General features: G+C 74.9%; 21 protein-coding genes, 2 tRNA genes and 2 pseudogenes. 3 read left to right on the forward strand and 22 right to left on the reverse strand.

The genetic code is table 11. The annotated features are described in order from the left end of the window. Positions 1-132: 132 nt before the first annotated feature. The 3 genes from ACHZ99_RS05095 to ACHZ99_RS05105 form a co-directional block, all read right to left on the reverse strand. A tRNA-Ala gene (locus ACHZ99_RS05095) sits at positions 133-205 on the reverse strand. Positions 206-244: 39 nt separating this feature from the next. Then, complete coding sequence (locus tag ACHZ99_RS05100; protein WP_026276023.1) at positions 245-478, reverse strand: hypothetical protein; 234 nt, start codon at positions 476-478, stop codon at positions 245-247. A gap of 246 nt (positions 479-724) precedes the next feature. Then, complete coding sequence (locus tag ACHZ99_RS05105; RefSeq protein ID WP_420303100.1) at positions 725-2,224, reverse strand: MFS transporter; 1,500 nt, start codon at positions 2,222-2,224, stop codon at positions 725-727. A 101-nt stretch (positions 2,225-2,325) separates the two neighbouring features. Between ACHZ99_RS05105 and ACHZ99_RS05110 the strand changes: the two genes are divergently transcribed. After that, positions 2,326-3,249, forward strand: coding sequence for a helix-turn-helix transcriptional regulator (locus ACHZ99_RS05110; RefSeq protein WP_420303101.1), 924 nt, complete (start codon positions 2,326-2,328; stop codon positions 3,247-3,249). A 46-nt stretch (positions 3,250-3,295) separates the two neighbouring features. On the opposite strand, the gene ACHZ99_RS05115 is transcribed toward ACHZ99_RS05110, so the two are convergent. The 6 genes from ACHZ99_RS05115 to ACHZ99_RS05140 form a co-directional block, all read right to left on the reverse strand. Then, positions 3,296-3,368 (reverse strand) — tRNA-Ala (locus ACHZ99_RS05115). Positions 3,369-3,471: 103 nt separating this feature from the next. Beyond that, complete coding sequence (locus ACHZ99_RS05120; RefSeq protein ID WP_420303102.1) at positions 3,472-4,107, reverse strand: histidine phosphatase family protein; 636 nt, start codon at positions 4,105-4,107, stop codon at positions 3,472-3,474. Next, positions 4,100-4,531, reverse strand: coding sequence for a ribosome silencing factor (gene rsfS, locus ACHZ99_RS05125; protein WP_420303103.1), 432 nt, complete (start codon positions 4,529-4,531; stop codon positions 4,100-4,102). Before rsfS ends, ACHZ99_RS05120 begins: the two co-directional genes overlap by 8 nt. A 109-nt stretch (positions 4,532-4,640) precedes the next feature. Beyond that, positions 4,641-6,302: an LCP family protein gene (locus ACHZ99_RS05130; RefSeq protein ID WP_420303104.1), complete on the reverse strand. Its 1,662-nt coding sequence runs from the start codon at positions 6,300-6,302 to the stop codon at positions 4,641-4,643. Positions 6,303-6,397: 95 nt separating this feature from the next. Further along, positions 6,398-6,997, reverse strand: coding sequence for a nicotinate-nucleotide adenylyltransferase (nadD, locus tag ACHZ99_RS05135; RefSeq protein WP_420303205.1), 600 nt, complete (start codon positions 6,995-6,997; stop codon positions 6,398-6,400). Continuing rightward, entirely contained in the window at positions 6,994-7,170 is a 177-nt protein-coding gene (locus tag ACHZ99_RS05140) for a hypothetical protein (protein WP_420303105.1), read from the reverse strand. The genes nadD and ACHZ99_RS05140 overlap by 4 nt, the downstream gene beginning before the upstream one ends. A 241-nt stretch (positions 7,171-7,411) precedes the next feature. Here ACHZ99_RS05140 and ACHZ99_RS05145 point away from each other — a divergent pair, with 241 nt between their 5' ends. Next, positions 7,412-8,497 carry a M48 family metallopeptidase gene (locus tag ACHZ99_RS05145; protein ID WP_420303106.1) on the forward strand — a complete coding sequence of 362 codons (1,086 nt, stop codon included), beginning with the start codon at positions 7,412-7,414 and terminating at the stop codon, positions 8,495-8,497. 147 nt (positions 8,498-8,644) lie between these two features. On the opposite strand, the gene ACHZ99_RS05150 is transcribed toward ACHZ99_RS05145, so the two are convergent. The 5 genes and pseudogenes from ACHZ99_RS05150 to proB form a co-directional block, all read right to left on the reverse strand. Then, positions 8,645-9,715: a hypothetical protein gene (locus ACHZ99_RS05150; protein WP_420303107.1), complete on the reverse strand. Its 1,071-nt coding sequence runs from the start codon at positions 9,713-9,715 to the stop codon at positions 8,645-8,647. Positions 9,716-9,893: 178 nt separating this feature from the next. Then, positions 9,894-10,385 carry a hypothetical protein gene (locus ACHZ99_RS05155; RefSeq protein ID WP_420303108.1) on the reverse strand — a complete coding sequence of 164 codons (492 nt, stop codon included), beginning with the start codon at positions 10,383-10,385 and terminating at the stop codon, positions 9,894-9,896. 253 nt (positions 10,386-10,638) lie between these two features. Beyond that, positions 10,639-11,940, reverse strand: a pseudogene (locus ACHZ99_RS05160) (glutamate-5-semialdehyde dehydrogenase); the annotation flags it as partial. A gap of 199 nt (positions 11,941-12,139) precedes the next feature. Continuing rightward, positions 12,140-12,625 carry a hypothetical protein gene (locus ACHZ99_RS05165; protein WP_420303109.1) on the reverse strand — a complete coding sequence of 162 codons (486 nt, stop codon included), beginning with the start codon at positions 12,623-12,625 and terminating at the stop codon, positions 12,140-12,142. A 237-nt stretch (positions 12,626-12,862) separates the two neighbouring features. Beyond that, positions 12,863-13,936 carry a glutamate 5-kinase gene (gene proB / locus ACHZ99_RS05170; RefSeq protein WP_420303206.1) on the reverse strand — a complete coding sequence of 358 codons (1,074 nt, stop codon included), beginning with the start codon at positions 13,934-13,936 and terminating at the stop codon, positions 12,863-12,865. A 349-nt stretch (positions 13,937-14,285) separates the two neighbouring features. Here proB and ACHZ99_RS05175 point away from each other — a divergent pair, with 349 nt between their 5' ends. Further along, positions 14,286-16,391, forward strand: a complete 2,106-nt coding sequence (locus tag ACHZ99_RS05175) for a hypothetical protein (protein ID WP_420303110.1) — start codon at positions 14,286-14,288, stop codon at positions 16,389-16,391. 158 nt (positions 16,392-16,549) lie between these two features. Here ACHZ99_RS05175 and obgE read toward each other — a convergent pair whose 3' ends face one another. The 8 genes and pseudogenes from obgE to ACHZ99_RS05215 all read right to left on the reverse strand — a co-directional run bounded on the left by obgE (position 16,550) and on the right by ACHZ99_RS05215 (position 26,592). After that, on the reverse strand, positions 16,550-17,995 hold the full coding sequence (obgE, locus tag ACHZ99_RS05180) for a GTPase ObgE (RefSeq protein WP_420303111.1): 1,446 nt from the start codon (positions 17,993-17,995) through the stop codon (positions 16,550-16,552). A 230-nt stretch (positions 17,996-18,225) separates the two neighbouring features. Beyond that, a complete protein-coding gene (rpmA, locus tag ACHZ99_RS05185) occupies positions 18,226-18,483 on the reverse strand; it encodes a 50S ribosomal protein L27 (protein WP_420303112.1) in 258 nt (85 codons plus the stop codon). 14 nt (positions 18,484-18,497) lie between these two features. Next, positions 18,498-18,821 carry a 50S ribosomal protein L21 gene (gene rplU / locus ACHZ99_RS05190; RefSeq protein WP_420303113.1) on the reverse strand — a complete coding sequence of 108 codons (324 nt, stop codon included), beginning with the start codon at positions 18,819-18,821 and terminating at the stop codon, positions 18,498-18,500. Positions 18,822-19,051: 230 nt separating this feature from the next. Then, a pseudogene (locus tag ACHZ99_RS05195) lies at positions 19,052-23,526 on the reverse strand (Rne/Rng family ribonuclease). Positions 23,527-23,749: 223 nt separating this feature from the next. Then, positions 23,750-24,553: a TIGR03936 family radical SAM-associated protein gene (locus ACHZ99_RS05200; protein WP_420303114.1), complete on the reverse strand. Its 804-nt coding sequence runs from the start codon at positions 24,551-24,553 to the stop codon at positions 23,750-23,752. A 134-nt stretch (positions 24,554-24,687) separates the two neighbouring features. After that, on the reverse strand, positions 24,688-25,128 hold the full coding sequence (locus ACHZ99_RS05205) for a hypothetical protein (protein WP_420303115.1): 441 nt from the start codon (positions 25,126-25,128) through the stop codon (positions 24,688-24,690). Next, entirely contained in the window at positions 25,092-25,832 is a 741-nt protein-coding gene (locus ACHZ99_RS05210; RefSeq protein WP_420303116.1) for a hypothetical protein, read from the reverse strand. The genes ACHZ99_RS05205 and ACHZ99_RS05210 overlap by 37 nt, the downstream gene beginning before the upstream one ends. Before the next feature lie 205 nt (positions 25,833-26,037). Next, positions 26,038-26,592 (reverse strand): GNAT family N-acetyltransferase, encoded by a 555-nt coding sequence (locus ACHZ99_RS05215; protein WP_420303117.1) that lies wholly within the window; start codon positions 26,590-26,592, stop codon positions 26,038-26,040. Positions 26,593-26,706: the final 114 nt, after the last annotated feature.

The following is a 26,706-nucleotide window of genomic DNA, read 5'->3' on the forward strand; positions in this document are numbered from 1 at the left end:
CGCCGCGCTGAGTGTTTCCTGCCGTCAGCGCGGCCCGCTAAGCAGAAGGCGTCGGGCACGCATGGCGTCAGGATATCGCAGAGGGCGGCGGGCCGGTGGCGGGTGCCTCTCCGCGGCATACGGACCTGGGAGTGGAGCTAAGGAGAATCGAACTCCTGACCTCTTGCATGCCATGCAAGCGCTCTACCAACTGAGCTATAGCCCCGGGTCGGGCTCACCCTACCCCACCGCCGGCCGCGGCCGGTCAGGCGGTCGCGAACGAGTAGAAGCGCTTGAGCGTGCAGTGCTCGTCCAGCAGCCGGCCGTAGATCGGCTCCCCCTCCAGCTCGCGGTAGGTCTCGATCGGGTCGCCCTTTATGATCAGCGCCCGCGCGCACTCCTCGCACCAGTACTGGTAGTCGGGGTTCAGCGGCTCCATGTCGCGCACGATGGGGGTGCCGTTACCGCACCAGTCGCACTTCCGGCTGTGTGCTCCCATCACTCAGCTCCAGCTGTGGCCGCAGGCCGTGCACACATAGGACACTCCGCCGTTGTCACCGAGGACCTGCGCGACGTGCGACGAACCGCAAGCCGGGCAGTGCAGGGCGGAGGCGCGGTACGCCCCCGGCCGGCGAGTCCCGGCCGCCGGCCGCCTCCCGGTGGCGCACGAAGGCATCTCGCAGCCCCTCCCTTCGGCTTCCGCCCTGTGAGGATGCTGTGATTCTGCCACGCGCCGCCGTCGTGGTCAGCGCCGATACCGGTACCGTACCCCCGCGAGCAGCCCCAGCACCCCGGTGGCGGCCAGCGCAAGCGAGGCGTCCCACACCGCGTCCGCCGACGCCCGCAGCGTCAGCGCGCCCGCGCGCTCCAGGTACAGGGTGCCGATCGTCGCCACCCCGACGAGGCTGCCGAGCTGTGCCGTGGTGGTCATCAGGCCGCTGGCGTGCGGCGCGTCCTCGGGGCGTACGAGGGCGAGCGCGCCGGTCAGGTTGGGGCTGAAGGCCAGCGCCAGGCCGGCGCCGACGCCGGTCAGCCCGGCGTAGAAGCCGGGGCCGCCCTCGCCGCCGTCGCGCATCGCGAGCCCCACGGCCAGGAACGACACCGTGGTCGTCACGAAGCCGGCCGGCACCAGCGCCGGGCGCAGCCGCTCCGGCAGCCGCTGCCAGGTCAGCCCGGCGACCCCGAAGGCGACGGCGGTCGGCACGAAGGTCAGCCCCGCGCGCAGCGCGCCGAAGCCCAGCCCGGCCTGGAGGTGCAGCGCCATGACGAACATGAACGCCCCGTTGAGCACCATCGCCAGCAGGGAGCGCACGACGGCCACGGGCATCCCCGGCGCGCGCACCACGCGCGGCGGGAACAGCGGCACGCCCCCGCGCCGGGCCAGCATCGGCTCGTACGCGGCGAAGGCACCAGCCGCGACGACGCTGCCGGCCAGCATCGCCCAGCCCCACGCCGGCCAGCCCAGCTCCTGGCCGAGCACCAGCGGCACGGTGAACAGGGTGACCGCGGCGGCCAGCAGCACCAGGCCACCCCGGTCGATCGCCCCGCCGGGCGGGCCGCCCGCCGCGGGGCGCGGCTCGTCGCGCGGCAGCAGCCGGGCGCCGAGCCCGAGCAGGGGTATCCCCACGGCCACGTTCACCAGGAACACCGGACGCCAGCCCCAGCCGAGGATGTCGGCGCTGACCAGCAGGCCGCCCGCGATCTGCCCGGCGGCGGCGCCGGTGGCCAGGACGGCCGCGTAGACGCCGAGCGCCCGGACGCGCTCGGTGCCCCGGAAGTGGTGCTGGATGAGGCTGAGCACCTGGGGGATCATCGCCGCCGCGCCCACGCCCTGCACCAGCCGGAACGCGATCAGCTGACCGGAGGTGACGGCCAGTCCGCAGGCGAGCGAGGCGGCGGTGAAGAGCGCCAGCCCGCCGAGGTACATGCGGCGGTGGCCGAGCAGGCCGCCGAGCCGGGCGCCGGTGACCAGCAGCACGGCGTACGAGATGGTGTAACCGGCGATGATCAGTTGCAGCTCGGCGCCGGAGGTGCCCAGCTCGCTGCGCATGGTGGGGGCGGCGACGTTGACGATGAAGACGTCGAGCAGCGCCATGAACTGACCGGCGAGGACGATGCCGAGGAGCCAGCCGGTGCGCACGGCGGGGGCGTTGTCGGTGCCGGGCGCTTTACTGGAGGTGCCGGCGGGGCGGGCGGTACCGGCCGCGGGGCCGCCGGCGGGGGAGGTCGTGGTCGAGTCGGGCATGACGACAGCATCGCCCCCGCGCTGTACTGGTAATGAGAGCCTGCCGATGCTGGTACTGACAACACCTGGCACGGCGGGCCGGGAGGCCCCACCCTGGGGGGATGAGCATGGCGACGGTGACGAACGGGCCGCGCAGGCCGGAGCTGGCCACCTTCCTGCGCAGCCGCCGGGCGCGCATCACGCCGGCGGACGTCGGCATGCCGCCGGGCCCCCGGCGGCGTACGCCCGGGCTGCGCCGCGAGGAGGTCGCCCAGCTCTCCGGCGTCGGCGTCACCTGGTACACGTGGCTGGAGCAGGGCCGGCGCATCAACGCCAGCCCGCAGGTGCTCGACGCGGTGGCGCGCACGCTGCGCCTGGACCCGATGGAGCGCGAGCACCTGTACCACCTCGCGGAGGTGCCGTACGCGCCCGCGCCGGCCGCCGCGCCCCGGTCCGTCGGCCCGGAGGTGCTCGCGATCCTGGCCGCCATGGACCTGCCCGCCGCGGTCTACAGCTCGCGGTACGACGTGCTCGCCTCCAACGATCTCTACGAGCGGCTCTTCCCCGGCGTCCGCGCCGTTCCGCACGGCCGGCGGAACGTCCTGTGGGAGCTGTTCTCCGCCCGGTCCTGCTGCTGCCCGATGGTCAACCGCGACGAGGAGCTGCCGATGCTGGTGGCCACGTTCCGCGGGGCGTACGGGCGGCACGTCGGCGAGCCGACCTGGGAGAGTCTGATCCGCGGGCTGTGCGAGGTGAGCGAGGACTTCGGGGAGCTGTGGCGCAGCGGGAACGTGGCGCCGCCGGGGTCCCGCATCAAGGTCGTGCAGCACGCCTCGGTCGGCGAGCTGCGCTGCGTGTCGACGTCGCTGTCGATCACGGGCATGCCCGAGACCCGGATCGTGGTCTACACCCCCGCGGACGACCGGAGCCGCACGCTGCTCGACGGCCTGCGGGCCCTGGAGGACCCGCTGATCGGCTGCCCGGCCCACGCCCGCCCGCTGTCGGTGGAACGGGCCCGCAAGGTGCCCCTGGGGGCCCCGGAATAGAAAAGATCCCGCCCCGGGGGGACGGGATCGTGAAGAACGATCGGGGTGGAGCTAAGGAGAATCGAACTCCTGACCTCTTGCATGCCATGCAAGCGCTCTACCAACTGAGCTATAGCCCCGCGTCGTCACCCGCCGTGTCCGTCGGGCGAACGAGCTAAATCTTAGCGGGAAGGCGTCCGGAAACAAAAATCGGTTTCCCGGGCCCGCCCCCGCCCCGGCGCCTCACGTGTCGTCGCCGAGCACCGGCTCCGGCAGGCTGCCCGCGTTGTGCTCCAGCAGCCGCCAGCCCACCACGGACTCCCCCAGCACCGACCAGCTGCAGTTCGACAGCCCGCCCAGCGCCTCCCAGTTCCGCGGGTCCAGGCCCAGCAGCCGCCCGATCGTCGTCCGGATCGTCCCGCCGTGGCTGACCACCACCAGCGTGCCGACGTCCGACAGCTTGTCGGCGTGCGCCAGCACCACCGGCGCCGCCCGGTCGGCGACCTCCGTCTCCAGCTCGCCGCCCCCGCGCCGCACCGGCTCGCCGCGCTTCCAGGCCGCGTACTGCTCGCCGTGCCGCTCGATGATCTCGTCGTGCGTCAGCCCCTGCCAGACGCCCGCGTACGTCTCGCGCAGGGCGCTGTCGTACGTCACCTCCAGGCCCGTCAGCGACGCCAGCTCCGCCGCCGTGGCGCGGGTGCGCAGCAGGTCGGAGGAGATCATCGCGTCCGGCCGCAGCCCCGCCAGCAGCCGGGCGGCGCGCCGCGCCTGCAGCACGCCCGCCTCGGTCAGCTCGATGTCCGTCTGGCCCTGGAAGCGCCGCTCCAGGTTCCAGGCCGTCTGGCCGTGCCGCCAGAGGACGATCCGGCGCTCACGCATCCCGCCGGGACCCGTCGCCGTGCGCCTCCGCGTACTCCGCGGCGCGCCCGCGGGAGGCCACCGCGTCCGGCGGCAGGTCCAGCTCCGGGCAGTCCTTCCAGAGCCGCTCCAGCGCGTAGAAGACCCGCTCCTCGGAGTGCTGCACGTGGACCACGATGTCGGAGAAGTCCAGCAGGACCCAGCGGCCGTCCCGCTCGCCCTCGCGCCGCACCGGCTTGGCGCCGCGCTCTTTCAGCAGCGCCTCCTCGATGCCGTCCACGATCGCCTTGACCTGGCGGTCGTTGGGCGCCGAGGCGAGCAGGAAGGCGTCGGTGATGGCGAGGACGTCGCTGACGTCGTACGCGACGATGTCGTGCGCGAGCTTGTCGGCGGCGGCCTGCGCCGCGGTGCTGACGAGGTCGATGGCGCGGTCCGTTGCGGTCACGGGCAGAGCTGTCCACTTCTGTCGGGGCTGTCGGCAATCTGGTGCATCGCTGTGGATACGTATTCCAGGATCTCACGCCCGTACGACAGCCCCGCGGCTCCCGGCATCGTCACCCCTCGTAGTCGTCGCCGAGGACGACGACCACGTCCGCGTTCGCCGGCGTCTCGCCCTTCGTCACGGCCTTCTCCGGCAGCCCCAGCGTCAGCGCGACCTGCGCGGCCTGCTCCTTGGCCGCCGCGTCCGCGTAGCGCACCTCGGAGGTCAGCGCCGGGTCCTTCGCCTGTCCGCCGTCGACGAACGTGAACCCGCCGTTGACCAGCGCGACCTTCGCCGCCTCCGCCGGCTCCGCGCTCCCGGAGCCGTTCCGCACGCTCACGCGCGCGGCCGCGGTGCCCTCGGGGCTCTTGACGGTGCCGCCGAGCACGTCCTCGACGACCTTCCGGGTGGCCTCGTCGCTGGGCCGCCCGTCGTCGCCGACGTCGAGCGTCTGGGTCGCGTAGTCGCCGCCCTTGGCCAGCTCGGACAGCGACGCCAGCGACGCGGCCAGCTCGGCTTCGGACAGCGACGGGTCGAGCACCAGGCCCATGGACTTGACCAGGCTCTTCGTCCCCGCGGGGTCGCCCGGCAGGTTCTTCAGGACCGCCTCCATGACCTGCCCGAACCGGCGCAGCTGGGCCGTCTGCGGCTCGTCGTCCGCCAGGTACGTGGCGTAGGCGATGGCCTGCTCGCCGTCGAGGCGGCGCCGCTCGCCCTTCTCGACCAGCGGGTCGTCGCCCTTCTTCGCCCCGGGCACGGTCGCGTCGGCGTCGAGGGTGATGCCGCCGACGCCCTCCACCAGGATCTCCAGGTACGGGGTGTCCAGCCGCCAGCTGCCCTTGATCTCCGAGCCCAGCAGCGTGTCGATCGCGTCCCGGGTGGCGCCCGTGCCCTGCTCGTCGACGGCCTGGCCGAGGGTGGTGGCGGCGCCGTCGTCGCCGGAGACGGCGAGGCTGTTGGGGAGCAGGACGGTGGTGCCCTTGCCGGTGGTGGCGTTGTTCACGAGCAGCGCGGTGGCGCTGCCGCCGCCCTCGGTGTCGTGCAGGTGCACCACGAGGGTGTCGCGCTGCTCCTCGCCCGCCGCCGCGGGCCCGGACTCCTCGCCGGCGAAGGGGAGGCGGTCGGTGGCCCACAGGTAGCCGCCGCCGCCGAGCACGGCGAGGACCACGGCCACCAGCAGCGCGACCCGGCGGTTGCGGCCGCGGCGCTTGGCCTCCTCGCGGCGCTCGGTGCGGCTCTCGGTGAACTTCAGCCAGTCGATGACGTCCTCGGAGGACTCGGTCTCGTCCTCGACGAAGGAGAACTGCTCGGTGGCGTACTCGCGCGGCTCGCTCTCCGGCGGGCGCTGGTGCGGGATGCGGCCCCAGTCGCCGTCGGGCGGCGCGGGCGTCACCGGCTGCTCGCCGGAGTGGGCGGCGGGGCCGTAGGGGTCGTAGTCGTAGTCGTACCCGACGGCGGGGGGCGGGGCGTGCGGGGCGTACTGCTGCTGCGCCTGGGGGTGGGGGGCCTGGGCGGGGTAGTGCTGCTGCGGGTGGGGCGCCTGCTGGGCGTACGGGTCGTAGTCGTACCCGTAGCCGGAGGAGGGCGGGCCGGGTCGGCCGGGGCCGCCGCCCGGGTCCTGCGCGGGCCGCCCCTGGTCGTAGTCGTAGCCCTGCTGTCCGTACGGGTCGTAGCCGTGGGCGTAGGGGTCCTGGTACGGGTCCTGGCCCTGCGGGCCGCGGTATCCGTCGTTCACTGGTGCCCCTTCCCTGATGGGCATCCCCGCCCGTGGTCCCCCGTGCTTACCCTTCGCTCCCCGTGCGGCCCCCGCCGCCTCCCCGATCCTGGCCCTCAGTGCTCGTCGCGGTAAAGCCTTCGCTTGTTGATGTAGCGCACAACCCCGTCTGGCACCAAATACCAGACAGGTTCGTCACGAGCCACCCGTTCCCGGCAATCGGTGGAGGAGATGGCGAGCGCCGGAACCTCGACCAGGGACACCCTGCCCTCCGGCAGCCCGGGGTCGTGCAGCCGGTGTCCGGGCCTGGTCACGCCGATGAAATGGGCCAGCGCGAACAGCTCCTCGGCGCCCCGCCAGGTGAAGATCTGGGAGAGCGCGTCCGCGCCCGTGATGAAGAACAGCTCGGCCTCCGGTTCGAGCCCGTGCAGCTCCCGGAGCGTGTCGATCGTGTACGTCGGGCCTTCGCGGTCGATGTCGATGCGGCTCACCGAGAACTGCGGGTTCGACGCCGTGGCGATCACGGTCATCAGATAGCGGTCCTCGCGCGGCGAGACCACCTTGTCGCCCTTCTGCCAGGGCTCGCCCGTGGGCACGAAGATCACCTCGTCGAGGTGGAACCGGGCCGCGACCTCGCTCGCCGCCACCAGGTGCCCGTGATGGACGGGGTCGAACGTCCCGCCCATCACCCCCAGCCTCCGCTTCACCGCCCTCAGCGGTCCCGGTTGAAGCGGGTGGTGATGAACAGCAGGAGCAGCAGGATGAACAGCGCGCTCCCGCCCACGAAGTAGGCGTTGAGCGTGGAGCCCTCGCTCTCGTGCCCACCGCCGCCACCGCTCTCGGAGGCGAGGGACACGGCGAGGTCGTGGGCGGCGGTCAGAGCACTCATGGTCACTGTGGCCAATCCGGTGTCGTCGGGTGGGCGTGCCTCGACATCGTAAGCGGGCCCGCGGCCCGCTCCCACGTCGGCTCCGCCATCGGGGCCGCCGGCCCCGCGCCGCCGCCCCGCCGCGGCCTAGGTCACCGCCGGGTACGGATGCCGTGACGAACCTGCTACGGAACTCCCGGCCGCCCCGGCCCGTTGTCGCACTAGCCTTGGGGGTCAGACGTACGGGGAGGGGACGGACAGCATGCCTGAACTCAACAAGAACGTGCCAAGCCGGGAACGCAAGAGGTTCCCGGAAATCTCCTCGCGGGCGTACGAGCACCCGGCCGACCGCTCCGCGCTGGTCTCGCTGCGCAAGCTCACCGGCTTCGACAAGGTCTTCAAGGCGATCTCCGGCATGCTGCCGGAGCGCTCGCTGCGCCTGCTCTTCCTCTCCGACTCGGTGCGGGTCAGCGACCAGCAGTTCCAGCACCTCCACGACATGCTGCGCGACGCCTGCTACATCCTGGACCTGGAGAAGGTCCCGCAGATGTACGTCAAGCAGGACCCCCAGCCGAACGCGATGTGCATCGGCATGGACGAGCCGATCATCGTGGTCACCACCGGCCTCGTCGAGCTTCTCGACGAGGAGGAGATGCGGGCCGTCGTCGGGCACGAGGTGGGCCACGCCCTCTCCGGCCACTCGGTGTACCGCACGATCATGCTCTTCCTCACCAACCTCGCCCTCGCGATCGCCTGGATCCCGCTGGGCGCCCTGGCGATCCGGGCCATCATCGCCGCGCTGCTGGAGTGGTTCCGCAAGTCGGAGCTGTCCGCGGACCGGGCCGGGCTGCTCGTCGGTCAGGACCTGGAGGCGTCGATGCGCGGGCTGATGAAGCTCGCCGGCGGCAACCACCTTCATGAGATGAACGTCGACTCGTTCCTGGAGCAGGCCGAGGAGTACGACCGCGGCGGCGACGTCCGCGACTCCGTGCTGAAGATCCTCAACGTGCTCCCGCGCAGCCACCCGTTCACCACCATCCGGGCCGCCGAGCTGAAGAAGTGGTCGGAGAGCCGCGACTACCAGCGGATCATGGACGGCCACTACCCGCGGCGCGGCGAGGACAAGGACACCTCCGCGCGCGAGTCCTTCCGCGAGTCCGCCAGCAGCTACGCGGACACGGTGAAGAACAGCAAGGACCCGCTGCTGCGGCTCGTGAACGACATCGCGGGCGGCACCGCCGACATCGGCGGCAAGCTGCGCGACCGCTTCAACACCCGCGGCTCGGGCGGCTCCGGCGGCTCGGGCCCGTCGGACGGCTCCGGCCCCGCGGACGCCTCGCCCAACTGAGCACCGTCCCCCCTCCGCTCGGCGCACGCCGTACGCCGCAGTGCGCAGCGACGCCGCCGCCCCGCCGTCCCGGGGCGGCGGCGTTTCCCGTCGTACGACCAGTCCGCGCGCGGTCCGTACGCTCCCGGTGCCGCGCCGCGCGGGCCGCTACGTCTCCTGCCCCGTGTCCAGCACCCCGCACAGCGACCCGCTCAGCTGCCCCGGCGTCGCGAACGGATTCGTGCCGTGCGGCGCCTTCTGCGGGTCCCGCTCGCCGGCCAGCAGCGGCCGCAGGTACGCCGAGGCGTCCGCGGTGCACGCCAGCGGCCCGGCGGTCAGCGCGGTCTCGGCCAGCTCCAGCTGGCGGTCGCGCAGGTCGTCGTGGTCGAAGCGGATGCGCACCTGGCGGCGCACGGTGAACAGCGACGCCTCCTTCGCCGCCGCCGCGGACGCCTTGGCCGGGCGCAGCGCGTAGACGAAGACGTGGTCGGCGCTGACCTCCAGCTCCTGATCGCCGACCTCCGCGTAGCGCACGGCGCCGTCGACCCGTACCTGCCGTTCGGCCAGCCGCACGTGCTCAGGGTCGAAGCGGACCATCCAGCCGGTCGCGGCGTGCCGGCCGTCGTCGGCGGGGCGGGCGAGGCTCTGGTCGAACTGCCCGTGCTGCTGCGGGTCGAGCTGAATGCGTACGTCGCGCACGTTGCCGCCGGTCAGCGTGTGGACGTCGAGCGCGGAGGTGACGAGGTAGTCCTTGCTGGCGGTGAGCGCCTGGACCACCTGGTCCTCGGTGAAGTGGCGGGTCGAGTCCGGGTCCGGCAGCTCGATGCCGGCGGCGCCGGTGCCGAAGCCGGCGGCCGGGCTGTCCGCGAACAGCTTCGCCGGCTCGCCGCCGGGCACCGGGCCCTCGGGCGTCAGCGGGACGACGGTGCTGCGCAGCGGCGCCGCGGCGGGGACGCCGGGCTGCCGGTAGGGGTGGCGTACGCCCATGTAGATGGCGGTGCCGAAGGCGAGGGCGATGAGCAGCACGAGCACGAGGGCCTGCCGGGAGGCGCCGGGGCGCTGGGGGCGGCGGCTGCGTACGGCGGGGGTGTGGTCGCCGACGCGTTCGCGCGCGGAGTACTCCTCCAGCCGGGCAGCCTTGACGAACGCCTCATCGAACACGATGGAGCGGTACTCGTCGTCTCCGCCTCCCGGGGCGCGCTCGGGTGTCCCGTCGGGCGGGCCTTCGTGCCCGGCCATATACAGAAGAGTAGGTCCGTCGGGCCTTGCGTAAACCGCCCCGTCAACTCCGAGTGCCCGCCGCGCCGGGCTGGTGAGGAGCAATCGGGTGGAAGCGGTTGCGCCGCTGCCGTCCCGGTGCCGTCCCGTTATCGGAGCGTTGCCGCCGGCGGCCGGTCAGCAGCCGGTCAGCCGCCGGTCAGGGCGTGGTCAGCGAGGGCTCGCGGGCGTCCGCACCGGTCGTCGCCGAGGGGCTGGAGCCGCCGGGGGGCGGGGCGTCCTCGCGGCCGCCGGAGCCGGAGCGGTAGACGGCGGTGAAGGACAGGGCGACGATGCCGACGCCCAGCAGGAGGGCGAGCAGCAGGGCGACGGGCCGCTGCCAGTGCCCGTAGCCGCGGTACGGGCGCAGGGCGCCGCCGTACGGGCCGTACGGGTCGGGGGCGTCCGGGTCGTCCCAGTCGTCGTACAGCCGGTCGTCCTGCGCGGCGTCGCCGAGGACGGCCTCGGCCTGGGCCCGCGCCTCGGCGGCGCCGACCATGCGCTCGACGGCGCTGGGCTCGTGGAAGTGGGCCGAGCGGACGAAGTCCTCGTCAAGGACCACGGCGGCGAACTCTTCGTCCGCGCCTCCGTGGTGGTGGCTGTCGGGCTCGTCACCGTCGGCGTACGGCCTGCCCCCCACATCGTCCGGCACCCGGCCAGCGTAAACCGCGACGGTCACGATGCGCCAGGCACCGGCGGACTCGGCCGACCCGTCGCGGCCGGCGGATCGGGACCGGCCGTACGGGCGGACCCGCGGGGCGAGGACGCCGCCGGAGGGCCGGGAGGGCGGCCCCGGACTGCCCTGAGGAGGCCCCCGGGAAGGCCCCTGGGCGGCCTCTCACGGCTCGGCGGCCGCCGCTACGGCACACGGGGCACGGCGGCCCCGCGGGGGCGCCGGCGGCGGTCTACCGGCCCTTCAGCTGGCCGTCGCCGGTGACCACGTACTTCGTCGACGTCAGCTCCGGCAGCCCCATCGGGCCGCGCGCGTGCAGCTTCTGCGTGGAGATGCCGATCTCCGCGCCGAAGCCGAACTCCGCGCCGTCGGTGAACCGGGTGGAGGCGTTGACCATGACCGCGGCGGAGTCCACCAGGGCGGTGAAGCGGCGGGCCGCGCCGGTGTCGCGGGTGACGATCGCCTCGGTGTGCCCGGAGGACCAGCGGCGGATGTGCCCCACCGCGTCGTCCAGGGAGCGCACCACGGCCGCGGCGATGTCGTACGACAGGTACTCCTCGGCCCAGTCGGCGTCGTCGGCGAGCGGCACCTCCACGCCGGCGGCGGCGCCCGCCTTCACCCAGGCGTCGTCGCCGTGCACGGTGACGCCCGCGGCGCCCAGGGCGGCCAGCGCGCGGGGCAGGAAGACGTCGGCGACGGACTGGTGCACCAGGACGGTCTCGGCGGCGTTGCACACGCTGGGGCGCTGCGCCTTGGAGTTGACGAGGATCTGCTCGGCGAGGTCGAGGTCGGCGTGCTCGTCGACGTACACGTGGCAGTTGCCCGTGCCGGTCTCGATCACCGGGACCGTGGACTCCTCGACGACGGTGCGGATGAGGCCGGCGCCGCCGCGCGGGATCAGCACGTCGACCAGGCCGCGGGCGCGCATCAGCGCGCGCACCGACTCGCGGCTCTGCCCGGGCACCAGCTGCACCGCGTCCGGCGGCAGCCCGGCGCCGGCCAGGGCGTCGCGCAGCACGGCGACGAGCGCGGCGTTCGAGGCGTACGCGGAGGAGGAGCCGCGCAGCAGTACCGCGTTGCCCGACTTGAGGCAGAGCGCGGCGGCGTCCACGGTGACGTTGGGCCGGCCCTCGTAGACGATGCCGACGACGCCCAGCGGCACCCGCAGCTGGCGCAGCTCCAGGCCGTTCGGCAGCGTGGACCCGCGGACCACCTCGCCGACCGGGTCCGGCAGCCCGGCGACGTCCCGGACGTCGGAGGCGACGCCGGCGATGCGCTCCTCGGTGAGCGTCAGCCGGTCCACGACCGTGTCCGAGACCCCGTCGGCCCGGGCCCGGGCGACGTCCTCGGCGTTGGCCGCGACGACCTCCGCGGCGCGGGCCGTGAGCGCGTCGGCGACGGCCAGCAGGGCGGCGTCCTTGGCCGCCCGGGGCAGCGGGGCGATCATCGCCGCCGCGGTGCGCGCGCGCTGGGCGGCCTCGTGGACCGGGGACTGGGTTTCGCTGCTCATGCCGAGCAGGGTAGTCGCCGGGGCGGGGGGCGCGGACGGTCCGTATCACTCCGCGAGACGCCGCCGCGGACAGGTGCGCGCGTCGGCGCGCCTGCCCGTGCGCGTGCGCCGGGAGCCGCCCCAGGGCGTGCGCCTCGCCGCGCGCGCCTGTGTGTACGCCCCCGCGCGCCCGCGGCACCACCGGACCCCCCTCGGCCGCTCCCCCGCCCGGCCGCCCCGCCGCTCAGAACGGGTGCACCCCCACGGGAACCGCCGGAGCCGGCCCGTACCCGTCGGCGACGCGCTGGTGGTACGTCTCCCGCGCGATCACCTCCAGGCCGACGATCTCCCACGGCGGCAGCTGCGCCGACGCCCGGTGCTCCCCCCAGAGCCGCAGCGCCACGGCCGCCGCGTCGTGCAGGTCGCGGGCCTCTTCCCAGTAGCGGATCTCGGCGTGGTCGTTGGCGTAGCGGCTGGTCAGCAGAAAGGGATGGTCGTGCGCCAGCCGCTCCAGCCCCCGCCGGATCTCCTTCAGCGGGGCCTCCGGACCGGCGACGCTCAGCGTGACGTGCCACAGCCGGTGGGCGCCGGCCGCGTCGGACCCGCCGTCGACCGCCGCGGACGCCGGCTCCTCCGCGGTCCCCGCACGCGCACCTCCGGTCCCCTTGACGCTGGTCAGCGTCCGCTGTGCCGTTCCCCGGGGCAGCGCCCCTGGACGCCCTTGTGTCACGGGCGGCCTCCTGAATACGAGTCTGCAACGGGCTGCGCGCCGCGGCAGCCCCATACAACAAAGTTGACCAGCCGACGCGCCCGCCCGTGGTGCTTTTGCCCAAGGTCTCTGGTCCAACCGCGTTTTTTCCGCGCGCCGCACGCCGGTCCCGCGCGGGGAAGGTCACCCGTCGCGCGTCACTCCCCGCACGCCGCCCCTCCCGCGTCCCGCGCCCCTCGTCACGCGCCCCGCGTCACGTCACTTGTCCAGCACCACCAGGTCGTCCCGGTGCACGACCTCGCGCTCGTACGCCGGCCCCAGCTCCTTGGCCAGCTCGCGCGTGGAGCGGCCCAGCAGCCGCGGCAGCTCCTCGGCGTCGAAGGCCACCAGCCCGCGGGCGACCGCCCGCCCCGCGGTGTCCCGCAGCTCCACCGGGTCGCCCGCGGTGAACCTGCCCTCCACCTCCTTGATCCCCGCCGGCAGCAGCGACGTGCGCCGCTCGGTGACGGCCCGTACCGCGCCGTCGTCCAGCACCAGCGCCCCCTGCGGGGTGGAGGCGTGCGCGAGCCACAGCAGCCGGCCGCGGGCGCGCCGCCCGGTGGGGTGGAAGTACGTGCCCGTGAGCTGCCCGGACAGCGCCGCGTCCGCGTGCACGGCGGTGGTCAGCACGACGGGCACGCCCTCGCCGGTGGCGATCCGGGCGGCCTCCACCTTGGTCACCATGCCGCCCGTGCCCACCCCGGCCCGCCCCGCCCGGCCGAGCCGGACGCCGGCCAGCTCGCTCCGGTCGCGCACCTCCGCGATCCGGGAGGCGCCCGGCGCGGTGGGCGGGCCGTCGTAGAGGCCGTCCACGTCGGAGAGGAGGACCAGCAGGTCGGCGTGGGCCAGATGGGCGACGAGGGCGGCGAGGCGGTCGTTGTCGCCGAAGCGGATCTCCTCGGTCGCCACGGTGTCGTTCTCGTTGACGACGGGCACGGCGCCCATGGCGAGCAGCTGCTCCAGGGTGCGCTGCGCGTTGCGGTAGTGGGTGCGGCGGCTCATGTCGTCCGTGGTCAGGAGCACCTGCCCGACGCGCCGGCCGTAGCGGGCGTACGAGGCGGTGTAGCGGGCCATCAGCAGCCCCTGCCCGACGCTGGCCGCCGCCTGCTGCCGGGCCAGGTCGCGGGGCCGCCGGCCGAGGCCGAGCGGCGCCAGCCCGGCGGCGATGGCGCCGGAGCTGACCAGCACGATCTCCCGGTCGCCGTGCTTGGCGAGCGCGTCCACCAGCGCGTCCACCCGGTCCGCGTCCAGCCCGCCGGCGGCGGTGGTCAGCGAGGACGACCCCACCTTCACGACCACCCTGCGGGCACCCGCCGCGGTTTCCCGACTCGCCCCTGCCACGTGTACCCCTGTGCTCTCCCGGCCCGCGCGCCCGCCCCCGCCACCCGCGACCCGTCCGTACGGAACTGCGAATCTACGCCACCGCGGGGCCGCCCGGCCGCTCCGTCCCAGGGTACGGACACGAACGACAACGCCGCCGAGACCCGCTCCGCGCGTTTGAGCCCGATTGGCGGCGCATGCCGGGTGGAGAATTGTCTCCTGCCCGGGACCGGCATACGGTCTGGGGTCAACTCCATAGCTCCCCTGAACCCGCGCGGGTTCACGGGAACATCCCCACACGTTCCTGCCAGGAGTCAGCACCGTGCCTTTCGCCGGTATCGTCCCCCGTCGCGCCGTGCAGCTCACGGCGCTGACAGCGCTACTAGCAGCGTATTGCGCGCAGCTCGTCGGCGCGCTCATGCCTCATGTACCGCTGCTCGTCACCGCGGCCGCGGGCGGCCTCGCCCTCGACCTCTCTCTGCAGCACCGGCAGCCCGGGCTGCTCTCCCTGCTCAGCAGGGTCCGTTTCGACGTCATGGTCCGCCAGCTGCTGCGCGACATGCTCATCCTCATCGGCCTGCTCCAGATCGAGGGCATCGAGCCGCTCAAAGAGCAGTCGCCGCTGACGGTCATGCTGCTCTCCTCGTACCTGCTGCACTTCGTCATCCAGGGTGTGACGATCATGGTGCGCCGGGACCGCACCCTGCCGGTCGTCACCCGCAACGTCGACGTCTCCGAGCTGGGCCTCGCGCCCGCGCCGCCGCGGATCCTCGCCCGCCGCTCCGGCCACCGGCTGCTGTACCTCTCGGTGCCGGTGACCGCCGGGCTGCTCACCACCGCCGCCACCGCCGACGCGGTGTGGGGCGTGCTGGGCCTCGCCGTCTCGCTGGCGCTCAGCGGCCTCGGCGCCGGGTATCTGGCGACCTGGCTGCTGCCCGGCAAGCGGACCGCCGACGACCAGCGGGTCCGCGAGTGGTTCGCCGAGTGGCTGCGGGGGTACGGCCCGACCGTCGGCCTCTACTTCTCCGGCGGCACCACGTCCGCGTACCAGGCCAACATGTGGGTCTCCACGCTCGCCGCCCTCGACGGCAAGCCGCTCATCGTGCTCCGCGAGCGCTTCATGGTGCAGAAGATCACCGCGACCGACGTGCCGATCGTCTGCCTGCCGAAGGTCGCCGACCTGATGCTGCTGGAGCACTCGACGCTGAAGATGCTGCTGCACCCGGCGAACTCGGGGAAGACCTCGCAGGTGCTCCGCATCCCCACGATCAAGCACGCCTTCACCAACCACGGCGAGAGCGACAAGCTGTCCAGCTGCAACCCGTACGCCAAGGCGTACGACGAGGTGTGGGTCGCCGGCCCCGCCGCCCGCGCCCGCTACCAGCTCGCCGACATCGGCGTCGACGACCGCGACGTCGTGGAGGTCGGCCGCCCGCAGCTCGCGCCGATCCGGCCGTACGCCGGGCCGCCGCCCGCCGACGGCCCGACCACCGTGCTGTACGCCCCCACCTGGGAGGGCTGGGACGGCAACCCGGGCAACACCTCCGTCGTGCTGGCCGGCGAGAACATCGTGCGCGAGCTGCTCGCCGACCCCGGGGTGCGGCTGCTCTACAAGCCGCACCCGCTGACCGGCTCGGTCGACCCGCGCGCGGGCGAGGCCAACAAGCGGATGCAGGCCATGATCGCGGAGGCGAACGCCGAGCGGGTCGCGGCGGCCGCCGCCGGCGGCGGCGACGGCCGGGGCGCCGAGCGGCCCGGCCCGGAGGCCGCCGCCGAGCTGGCGCGGGCGCAGGCGGAGCTGGACGCGCTGGCCACCGCGTCGTTCCGCCGCAGCGCCGACGAAGCCGAGCGGATGCTGGTGCAGTCCTCCCCCGAGGCGGGCCGGGCCGAGGCCGTGGAGGCCGCGACCGCCGCCTGGGAGAAGGCGTACTGGGCCTCGCTGCCCGCCTGGGAGCACCGGGTCATCACCGACTCCCGCCCCGGCATCTACGCCTGCTTCAACGTCGCGGACGTGCTCATCAGCGACGTGTCCAGCGTCATCTCGGACTACCTGACCAGCGAGAAGCCGTACGCGGTCGCCAACACCAGCGGCCTGTCCGAGGAGGCCTTCAAGGCGGAGTTCCCGACCGTGCGGGCCGGCACCATCCTCGGGCCGGCGGCGGAGCAGGTCCCGGACCTGCTCCGGGCCGTACGCGACCCGGAGCACGACACCCTCGCCGCGGCCCGCACCGAGCTGAAGGAACACCTGCTCGGGCCCTCGGACCCGCCGTCGCTGGTGCGCTTCAACGCCGCCGCGGTGGCGCTGTGCGCCAAGGCGGACGCGCGCGCGGCGCGCATGGAGGCGCGAGGGGATTCCGATATCCCTTCACAACGTCGGGACGCGGCCGAGGAAAAAGAGCTGGAGCCGGAGGAACCGGCCGGCGTGTAGGCCGCGTCCCCGACACGGACCCGCTGCCGGACGAGGACGCGGACGCCGAGGCGGACGCGCCCTTCGACCCGGAGGCGGAGCCGGACCAGGAGACGTGAACGGCGGCGGCCCGCGGGAGGACATCCCGCGGGCCGCCGCCGTCGCGTGTCACGCCCCCGTCACGCGAAGGGGTCGAAGTCCTCGTACTCCTCCTCCGTGCGCTCCGCCTCCCGCTCCCGCCGCCGCTGCGCGGCGGGCCGCGGCGCGTCGAAGCGGTGGTCCTCGCCGCGGCGGCCCAGCATCTCGGCGCCGGACGCCATCGCGGGCTCCCAGTCGAAGACGACCGCGTCGTCGCCGGTGCCGATGACGACGTCGTCGCCGGGCCGGGCCCCGGCCTTGCGCAGCCGGTCCTCCACGCCCAGCCGGTTCAGCCGGTCGCCGAGGTAGCCGACGGCCTCGTCGTTGCCGAAGTCGGTCTGCCGCACCCAGCGCTCCGGCTTCTCGCCGGTGATGCGGAACAGCGCCCCGCCCCCGTCGCCGCCCTCGCGGGCGACGGTGAACCCGGCCTCGTCGACGGCCTGCGGGCGGATGACGATCCGGGTCGACTCCTGCTTCGGCCGCGCGGCCCGCGCCGCGCCGACGAGGTTGGCGAGCCCGTACGACAGCTCCTTCAGGCCCGTACGCGCGACCGCCGAGACCTCGTAGACCGTGAAGCCGCGCGCTTCGAGGTCCGGGCACACCATCTCGGCCAGGTCCCGGCCGTCCGGGATGTCGATCTTGTTGAGGACGACCACCCGCGGCCGGTCCTCCAGGCCGCCGTACGCGCGCAGCTCCTCCTCGATGACGTCGAGGTCGCTGAGCGGGTCGCGGTCGGACTCCAGGGTCGCGGTGTCCAGCACGTGCACGAGCACCGCGCAGCGCTCGACGTGCCGCAGGAAGGCGAGGCCCAGTCCGCGGCCCTCGCTGGCGCCCGGGATGAGGCCGGGGACGTCGGCGATCGTGTACGTCACGGCGCCGGCGGTGACGACGCCGAGGTGGGGCACGAGGGTGGTGAAGGGATAGTCGGCGATCTTCGGCTTGGCCGCGGACAGGACACTGATCAGGGACGACTTGCCGGCGCTCGGGTAGCCCACGAGCGCCACGTCGGCGACGGTCTTCAGCTCCAGCACGATGTCGCGCGCGGTGCCCGGCTCGCCGAGCAGCGCGAAGCCGGGCGCCTTGCGGCGCTGGGAGGCGAGCGCCGCGTTGCCCAGGCCGCCGCGGCCGCCCTGGGCGACGACGAAGGTGGTGCCGTGCCCGACGAGGTCGGCGAGCGGCTCGCCGTCCCGGGTGAGGACGACCGTACCGTCCGGCACCGACAGCACGAGGTCCTTGCCGTTGGCGCCGGCCCGGTCGCCGCCCTCGCCCGGCTTGCCGTTGGTGGCCTTGCGGTGGGGGGTGTGGTGGTAGTCGATCAGGGTGGTGACGTTCTGGTCGACGGTCAGGACGACGTCTCCGCCGTGGCCGCCGTTGCCGCCGTCGGGGCCGCCGAGCGGCTTGAACTTCTCGCGGTGCACGGAGGCGCAGCCGTGTCCCCCGTTGCCCGCGGCCACGTGCAGGGTGACGCGGTCCACGAAGGTGGTCATGAGGGTGTGCCTCCCGGCGGGTGAGGAGCGTCGTCGTGCGTGACAGGGTGCCGTCCGGCGTCGTGCGTACGCCACGGGCCGCCGGCGCCGTACGGGACGCTCGTGCCGTACGACGCCATTGAAACGCCCCGAGGGCGGCCCCGCTTCCCCGCCCGCCGTCACGTCGTCCGTGACGGGTGCGGAGCGGCGGGCCGCCCTCGGATCAGGTGTGTGGTGTCCGGAGCCGGTGCTTACTCGGCGACCGGGACGATGTTCACGACCTTGCGGCCGCGGCTGGTGCCGAACGTGACCGAGCCGGGGATCAGCGCGAACAGCGTGTCGTCACCGCCGCGGCCCACGCCCGTGCCCGGGTGGAACTTGGTGCCGCGCTGGCGGATGATGATCTCGCCGGCGCCGACGACCTGACCGCCGAAGCGCTTGACGCCGAGCCGCTGGGCGTTGGAGTCGCGACCGTTCCGAGTGGACGATGCGCCCTTCTTGTGTGCCATCTCTCCTCAGTCCCTTACTTCGCGGCCGGCGCCGGGATCTCGGTGATCTTCAGCGCGGTGTGCAGCTGGCGGTGACCGATCCGCTTGCGGTAACCGGTCTTGTTCTTGTACTTCAGGATGTCGATCTTGTCGCCCTTGTGGTGGTCCACGACCTCGGCCTGGACCTTCACGCCGTCCAGGACCCAGGGGTCGCTGGTGACGGTCTCACCGTCGACGACGAGGAGAGCGGACAGCTCGACGCCGTCGCCGACGCCCTTGCCCGACATCCGGTCAACCTCGATGACGTCGCCCACAGAAACCTTCTGCTGGCGGCCGCCGGTGCGCACGATCGCGTACACGCGCTTCAGCTCTCTTTCTCAGTCGCGACGGAGACCCCTGATGCCAGCCGCCCGGATGGGACACGTGGAATGAGCGGCCTCTCCCGACACTCACGAGGAGGTTTCGGGAGGGAGTTGCTCAGAAGCCTGGCGTGTCTACCAGACACGCCGACGCCCAAGGTTACGGGCCCCTCGACCGGCTGGTCAAACCGGTCCCGTACGCCCCGGGAGGCGTACGGGACCGGGCGGGCTCAGTCCTCCGCGGCCACGGAGACCGAGGGCGGGGAGCCCTGCTCCGCGGCGGCGGTCTTCTTGACCGTCTTCTTCGCGGTCTTCTTGGCCGTCTTCTTGGCCGTGGCCTTGGCCGCCGTCTTGGTGGCGGCGGACTTGGCCACGGTCTTCTTCGCGGCGGTCTTCGCCGTCTTCTTGGCCGCGGCCTTCTTCGCCGTGGCCTTCTTGGCGGAGGCGCGCTTGGCGGCCGTCTTCTTACGCGCCCGGGGCTGCTCGCCGTCGCCGTCGCCGGCCACCGCCGCGGCCACGGTCCCGGGGGCCGCGGCGGGCTCCACGGCGTCCACCGGCGCCTCCGCGGGCGCCGCCGTGGCCGCCGCGGCGTCCGCAACGGCCGGCTCGTCGCCCGCCGGCTCCGCCGCCTTCGGCGAGCCGCCCGGCGACATCGCCTTGCGGGTCACGCGGCGCCGCGTACGGGCCGGGCGCACCGCCTCCGCGGGCTCGCCGGCGTCGGGCCGCTCCGCCTCGGCGGGCGCCTCCGCGGGGGCGCCGGCGCCCCGCGCGTCGCCTGCCCTGGCGTCCTTGGCGTCCTTGGACTCCTTGGCGTCCCTGCTCTCCTGGACGTCCTTGGCTTCCTTCGCCTCCCTGACGTCCTTCGCGTCCTTGCCTTCCTTGCCCTTCTTCTTGCGCTTGCCGCCCGACCCGGCCGCCGTCGCCTGGTCCATGTGCACGATCACGCCGCGCCCGTTGCAGTGCGCGCACGCCTCGGAGAACGACTCCAGCAGGCCCTGCCCGACCCGCTTGCGGGTCATCTGCACCAGGCCCAGCGACGTCACCTCCGCGACCTGGTGCTTCGTACGGTCGCGGCCCAGGCACTCCAGCAGCCGGCGCAGCACCAGGTCCCGGTTGGACTCCAGCACCATGTCGATGAAGTCGATCACGATGATGCCGCCGAGGTCCCGCAGCCGCAGCTGCCGCACGATCTCCTCGGCCGCCTCCAGGTTGTTCCTGGTGACCGTCTCCTCCAGGTTGCCGCCCTGCCCGGTGAACTTGCCGGTGTTGACGTCGACGACGACCATCGCCTCGGTCCTGTCGATCACCAGCGAGCCGCCCGACGGCAGCCACACCTTGCGGTCCAGCGCCTTCATCAGCTGCTCGTCGATCCGGTACGTGGCGAAGACGTCCACGTCCGACGTCCACTTGGACAGCCGCTCGACGAGGTCCGGGGCGACGTGCGAGACGTAGCCGTGGATGGTGTCCCACGCCTTCGCGCCCTCGACGACGACCTTCGAGAAGTCCTCGTTGAAGATGTCGCGGACGACGCGGACGGTCATGTCCGGCTCGCCGTACAGCAGCGTGGGCGCGTTCCCGCCCTTCGCCTTCTTGCGGATGTCCTCCCACTGCTTCTGCAGCCGCTCCACGTCCCGGCGCAGCTCGTCCTCGCTGGCGCCCTCCGCGGCCGTCCGGACGATGACGCCGGCGTCCTCGGGGACGATCTTCTTGAGGATGGTCTTCAGCCGGGCCCGCTCGGTGTCGGGCAGCTTGCGGCTGATGCCGGTCATCGAGCCCTCGGGCACGTACACGAGGTAGCGGCCGGGCAGCGAGACCTGGCTCGTCAGGCGGGCGCCCTTGTGGCCGATGGGGTCCTTGGTGACCTGGACGAGGACGGACTGGCCGGACTTCAGCGCGTGCTCGATACGGCGCGGGCTGTGGGCGAGGCCGAGGGCCTCGAAGTTGACCTCGCCGGCGTAGAGGACCGCGTTGCGGCCCTTGCCGATGTCGACGAACGCGGCCTCCATGGAGGGCAGCACGTTCTGCACCTTGCCGAGGTAGACGTTGCCGACGTACGACGCCGACTGCTCCTTGTTGACGTAGTGCTCGACGAGGACGTCGTCCTCCAGCACGCCGATCTGCGTACGGTCGCCCTGCTGGCGCACCACCATGACGCGCTCCACCGCCTCGCGGCGGGCCAGGAACTCGGCCTCGGTGATGATCGGCACCCGCCGGCGGCCCTGCTCGCGGCCCTCGCGGCGGCGCTGCTTCTTCGCCTCCAGCCGGGTGGAGCCCTTGATGGACTGCACCTCGTCGCCGGACGTGGCCTTGGCCCGCGGCTCGCGGACCTTGACGACGGTGCGCTCCGGGTCGTCGGTGCCCTCCTCGCCGCCCTCGGCGCCCTCGGTACGGCGGCGCCGGCGGCGGCGCCGGCGGCTGCTGGTGCTGCTGCCGCCGGCGGCCGGGGAGCCGCCCTTGGCGCGGTCGCGGGAGTCGTCGTCGGTGTCCGTGTCGGTGCCGGTGTCCTCGGCGGTGTCGGCGGCGGCGCGGGTGTCGTCGGTGGCGGCGGACCCGTCGCCGTGGTCGCCCTCGTCGGTGCCCTCGCCGCGCCGCCGGCGACGGCCGCCGCGACGGCGCCGGCGGCGGCCGCGGTCCTCGCCGTCGTCGTGGTCGTCGCGGTCCTCCGCGTCGGCGGCCCCGGCCTCGGGCTCGGTCTCCGCCCCGGTCCCGGCGGCGGTGTCCTCGGCCTCCTCGGCCTCCTCCGCGTCCTCGGGCTCCTCCGCCTCGTCGGGCCCCACCGCCGCCTCGGCGGCGGCGCGCTGCGGCGTCTGGAACGCGGGCTCGGTGAACACCGGCGCCTGGAACAGCGCGAGCGGCGCGGCCCCGTAGCCGGGCGCGGACTGCTCGGCGCCGGTGTCGTCGGGCTGGTCGACGGCGTCGTCCGCGGCGGGTTCGGCGGCGGCGCGGCGGGTACGGCGGCGGCCGGTGCCGGACTCGGGCTCGGACGCGGCGGGGGCCTCGGCCACGGTGTCGGCGGCGGGCCGGTCACCGGTGGCGGCGGGCGCGGCGGCGGAGGCGGCGGCGCGGCGCGTACGGCGGCGGCCCGTGCCGGACTCGGCCTCGGGCTCGGACGCGGCGGGGGCCTCGCCGTCCTGCTCGCCGGGCGCGGCGGCCCGGCGGGTGCGGCGGCGGGGGGCGGCCGCGTCGGGGGTCTCGTCGCCGGGGGCGCCCGCGTCGGGTGCGGCCTCGGCCGCGGTGTCGGCGGGCGGCTCGCCCGCGGGCGCGGTGGCCCGCCGGGTACGGCGGCGGGGGCGGCGGCCGGCTCGGCGGTGGCGTCGGCTCCGGCGGCCTCGGCGGCCGGAGCGGCGCCGGGCGCGGCGGCGGGCCGCTCGTCGGCCGCCGCGTCCGCGGCGGGCTCGGCGTGGGTGGGCTCGCCGGCCGGCGCCGTGACCCGGCGGGTACGGCGGCGCCGGGTGCCCGTGGCGGGCTCGGCGGCGGCGTCGCCGCCGGCCTGGTCGCCGGACGCGGCGTCGGCCGCGGCCTCCGCGGGCCCGGCGTCGGCGGTCTCGGCGGTGGCCTTGCGGCGGCGTACGCGACGGGTGCGCGTGGCCGGCTCCTCCTCGGCCGCCGGGGTCTCGGCGGGCGCGGCCGGGGCCGTCGTGGCGGCGGCCGGCTCCACGGTCTCCGGGGTTCCCGCGTCGCGGACGACACGGCGGCGCTTGCGCCCCTTCGGGGCGGCGTCCGCGTCCGGCTCCGGCGTCGCCTCGGCGGCGGGCTGCGGCGCGGCCTCGGCAGCCTGCGGTACGACCGGCTCCGGCGCCGGCTCGGCGGCCGCCTCCGGCGTCGCCGGCTCGGTGCCGGGGGCCGGGGTGCCCGCCGTGCGGGTCACCCGGCGGCGCCTGCGGCTGGGCGCGGGGTCGGCGGAAGCGTCGGCACCGTCGGCCTCTCGTTCGTTGTCGGCCACGGTCGGGGCTCCCTCGTCGGTGCTGCGGTGATGGTCTGTGGTGGCCGCGGGTCCGGCGGCGGCCGGGGCGGGCTGCCGTACGGGCTCGGCGGCGCGCGCCGTCCGCGGCGCGCCCGCGTCCCGTACGACGCGCCGCCGCCGCGGCGGTGCGGCATCGGCGGCCGGGGCCGCGGCGGAGCCGGGCGCCGCGGGCTCGCCGGTGGTGGAGCCGGAAGCCGCCGGGCGGGCGGTCACGGGCTCGGTGGTCATGGGCTCGGCGGTCACGGGCTCGGCAGTCGCGGGCCCGGCAGTCGCGGGCCCGGCGGTCGCGGGCTCGGCCGTCGCGTACCCGGCAGTCACGGGCCCGGCGGTCGCGTACCCGGCGCTTGCGGCACCGCTTGTCGCGGGCCACGCGTCCGCGGCCGCGGCCGCCTCCGGCGTTCCGGCGCCGCGCACGACCCGCCGCCGCGCACGCCGCGCCGGCGCCGCGTCGGCGGCCCCGGCCGCGCCGGTCACGCCGGCCGCGTCCGCTCCGTCTCCGTCCGGTCCGGGGAACGGCTCCTCCCCGGCCGGTCCCCTCGTGAGGGCCGACACCGGATCCCCGGCGATCGGCTCCGTCGCTCTCGGCGACACCTCCCCGCCCGGCTCCGCCGCCGCGCGCCGGCGGCGGAAGGGCAGGCGGTCGCTGGGGGTGTCGAGTGGTCCGCCGGCGGCGGCTTCGGCATTGCCGGTGCTGCCCGCGGAAGGCAACTGCGCTTCCGTAGGCTCAATCGGTTCGAGCATGCGGGCGGTTCTCCCGTCACGCCCCCGGGCGCCACCTCCCGTACGGCGGCGGCGCCCGTGCCGTGCACAGGGCCACCGCCCGGGACGTACGCGCCGCGCGAGGGCTCTTGTCTCGCTCGCCGGACCCGCCCTCCTCGGGCGGACCGGCGAAAGTCTGCTGGTCCATGCGCCTGCCGGGCCCGGGGTGGCTCCCTCGTCCACCGGCGGCGCTTCGACACCGTCCCTACCCGGTGCCGTCCCCTGCCGTGGGCGGGGTTCCGCTCGCGGCCCGCGGTGTGGCGGCGAGGGCCTTTGCCTCGTCGGCATCGTCGCGGTCCGGCGCGAGCGGATCGGTCACCGTGCCGGTCTCCGCGTCGAGCGGCCCCTGCGCCAGCCTGGTCACCGCTGCCGGGACCGGCGGCGCCAGGTCAGCCGCGACTCGCAGGCCGGACAGGACGTCGTCGGGTCGTACGGCAGGTGTCAGGTGCCGCACTACCAGCCGCAGTATCGCACAAGGACCCGCCTGCGGCCTATCGCCCCCGTCCGGGAGCACGTCCGGAAGCACGTCGAGCACGGCCACCGCGCCGCGCGTGTCGAAGGTCCTCATCCCCTTCTTCGTCTGCCGTTCGACCTCGACCTTCTCCGCAGCGAGGAAGGCGCCGACCGCCTCCTTCGCCGTCGCGTGCGGCACGCCGTCGAGCCGCAGCTCCCACACCGACGCCGCCAGCCGGTCGGCGAGCCCGGGAACGCGGGCCTCGACGGCGTCGACGACGTCGAGACCGGCGGGCAGGGACTCGTCGAGCAGCGCGCGCAGCGGCTCCGGGTCGCGGGCCTCGGTGAGCGCGATCTCCAGGTACTCGGCCTCGCTCGCGGTGCCCGTGGGCGCGGCGTTCGCGTACGAGACCTTGGGGTGCGGGGTGAAGCCGGCGGAGTACGCCATGGGCACCTCGGCCCGGCGCAGCGCCCGCTCGAAGGCGCGCTGGAAGTCGCGGTGGCTGTTGAACCGGAGGCGGCCGCGTTTGGTGTAGCGGAGTCGGATGCGCTGCACCGGGGGTGCGGGCGGCGGGCCTTCGGGCTGTCGCTTGCCCAGGGTCGTTCAGTCCTTCGTTCGTGAGCTTGTCCTGGCACCAGGGTACGTGCCCGCCTCCGGCCCGGGTCCGGTCCGTACCGCTTCGCCGGAGGTCAGCGGTGCCGCCCGCCGGGCCGCGGCGCGTGCTTGGCCAGGTCCACGGCGGGCGGCGGGGCGGCCACCGGCACCGGTTCGGGCGGGCGCGGCGCCGCGTCCGGGACCGGTTTCCGCGGGGCCCCGAAAAGCGCCGCCCGCAGCTCCATACGGGTGCGGCGGGCCGTCGCGCGCGCCGCGGCGACGGCGTCCCGCGCGGCGCGCCAGGCGTCGCGGACCGCCCGCCCCGCGGGCCGGGCGGTGGCGTTCCAGAGCCGGCGCGTCAACCGCCCGGCCGCCGCCCAGGCGGGGGCGAGGACGTGCCGCCAGAGCAGGACGAACGGCAGCAGGAGCGCGCGCAGCACCCGGCCGACGACGGCGACGAGCCCCCGGGCCAGCCAGGCGAGGCCGAGGCCGAGCGGCTTCAGGACGTACGAGAAGAGCAGCGCCACCGGCGCCACGACCCCCACCGCCACCCCCACGCCAGCCCCGCCCCCGCGGCCCGCACCAGCCACAGCGCGCCCCGGCCCACCGGCGCCAGCACGTGCCCGTACGCCCACACCGCCGGCGCCACGGCCAGCCGGCGCCACAGCCACGCCACCCCCGCCGCCGTGCCGCGCGCCGCGGCGGCGACACCGCGGCCGGTCAGGCGCAGGGTCCACACCGCGCCGTGCCCCACGGGCGTCAGCACCCGGCGGTACGCCCACGACACCGGCGCCACCACGAGCACGTACGCCAGCCACCTCCCGCCCGCGCCCGTCGCCCGCGCGCCCGTGGCGACGAGGCGGACGGCGGCGCGGCAGAGCCAGGTCACGGCGGCGCCCACGGGGCGCAGGCCGTAGCGGAAGACGGCGGTCACGGGGACGACCACGAGCGCGTGCAGCAGGCGGCGCAGGCCGTGTCCGAGGGGGGTCAGGACGTACGAGTACAGCCAGGCCAGCGGCGCCACGACCAGCCGGCGCCACGCCCACGCCAGCCCCGCCCCCGCGGCCCGCAGCAGCCACGCCGCGCCCCGGCCCACCGGCGTCAGCACCCGCCGGTACAGCCACCGCGCCGGCCGGGCCAGCAGCCACTCCCCCAGCCACAGCAGCGCCGCGCCGAGCCCTTTCGCCGCCGCGCCGAGCAGGTCCCACACCGCCCGTACCGGCACCACGACAACGAGCACCGCCCAGCGCACCGGCGCCGCGAGACAGCCCCCGCCGGCATCCGGGCCGCCGGGCCCGCCCGGCCCCCCGCCCCGGTCCGGTCTCCGGTCCGGTCCCCGGTCCCGTTCCCGCTCCTGGGCCACGGCCCTCATCCCCCTCGTCCGCACGGCGCACCCGCCGCCGCCCCGCCCCGCACGTGCCCCCCGGCACCGGGTACCGCCGAAGCTACGCCCCCGCCGCCCCCGTCGGGACCCAGTACCGCAACTTCAGGCCCCGCCGGTCCTCGAACACGCCGCCGTTGGCCTCGATGACCTTCCGCGACCCGACGTTGTCGTGGTCGCAGGTCACCAGCACCTCCGCCAGCCCCAGGCCCCGGGCCACCGGCAGCGCCTCGCGCAGCATGGCGGTGGCGTGGCCGCGCCGCCGGGCGGTGGGGCGCACGTCGTACCCGATGTGCCCGCCCTGCTCCCGGAGCCATCCGGTGAGCGCGTGCCGAATGGCGATCCGGCCCAGATAGACGTCGCCGTCGACGTACCAGAGGGTGGTGCAGTGCACCCAGCCGGGGCGGATCATCGGGATCGTCTCGTCCGCCTCGGCGCGCAGCCCCGCGACGTACGACGCGAAGACGGCGGGGTCGTGCCAGCGCCGCCGCCAGCGGCGGAGGTCCTGGCCGATGGACGTGTCGTCGCCGACCGCGCCCCGGCCCTCGGCCTCGAACTCCTTCATGGCGTCCGCGAAGGAGGCGCGAAATCGAACGTGGGGGGTGGTCAGTTCCGGCATTCGGCCATGCTTGCGGGCCGGAAGCCCTCCGGCAACCGGATAACCGGAGGTCACACGGTTTTCACAAAACAGCGGAGACGAACGCGCAGAGTGAGGCACACGGGATAATTTCCA

The organism is Streptomyces sp. MAR4 CNX-425, from assembly GCF_048656465.1.
In the GTDB taxonomy this organism is placed as follows: Bacteria; Actinomycetota; Actinomycetes; order Streptomycetales; family Streptomycetaceae; genus Streptomyces.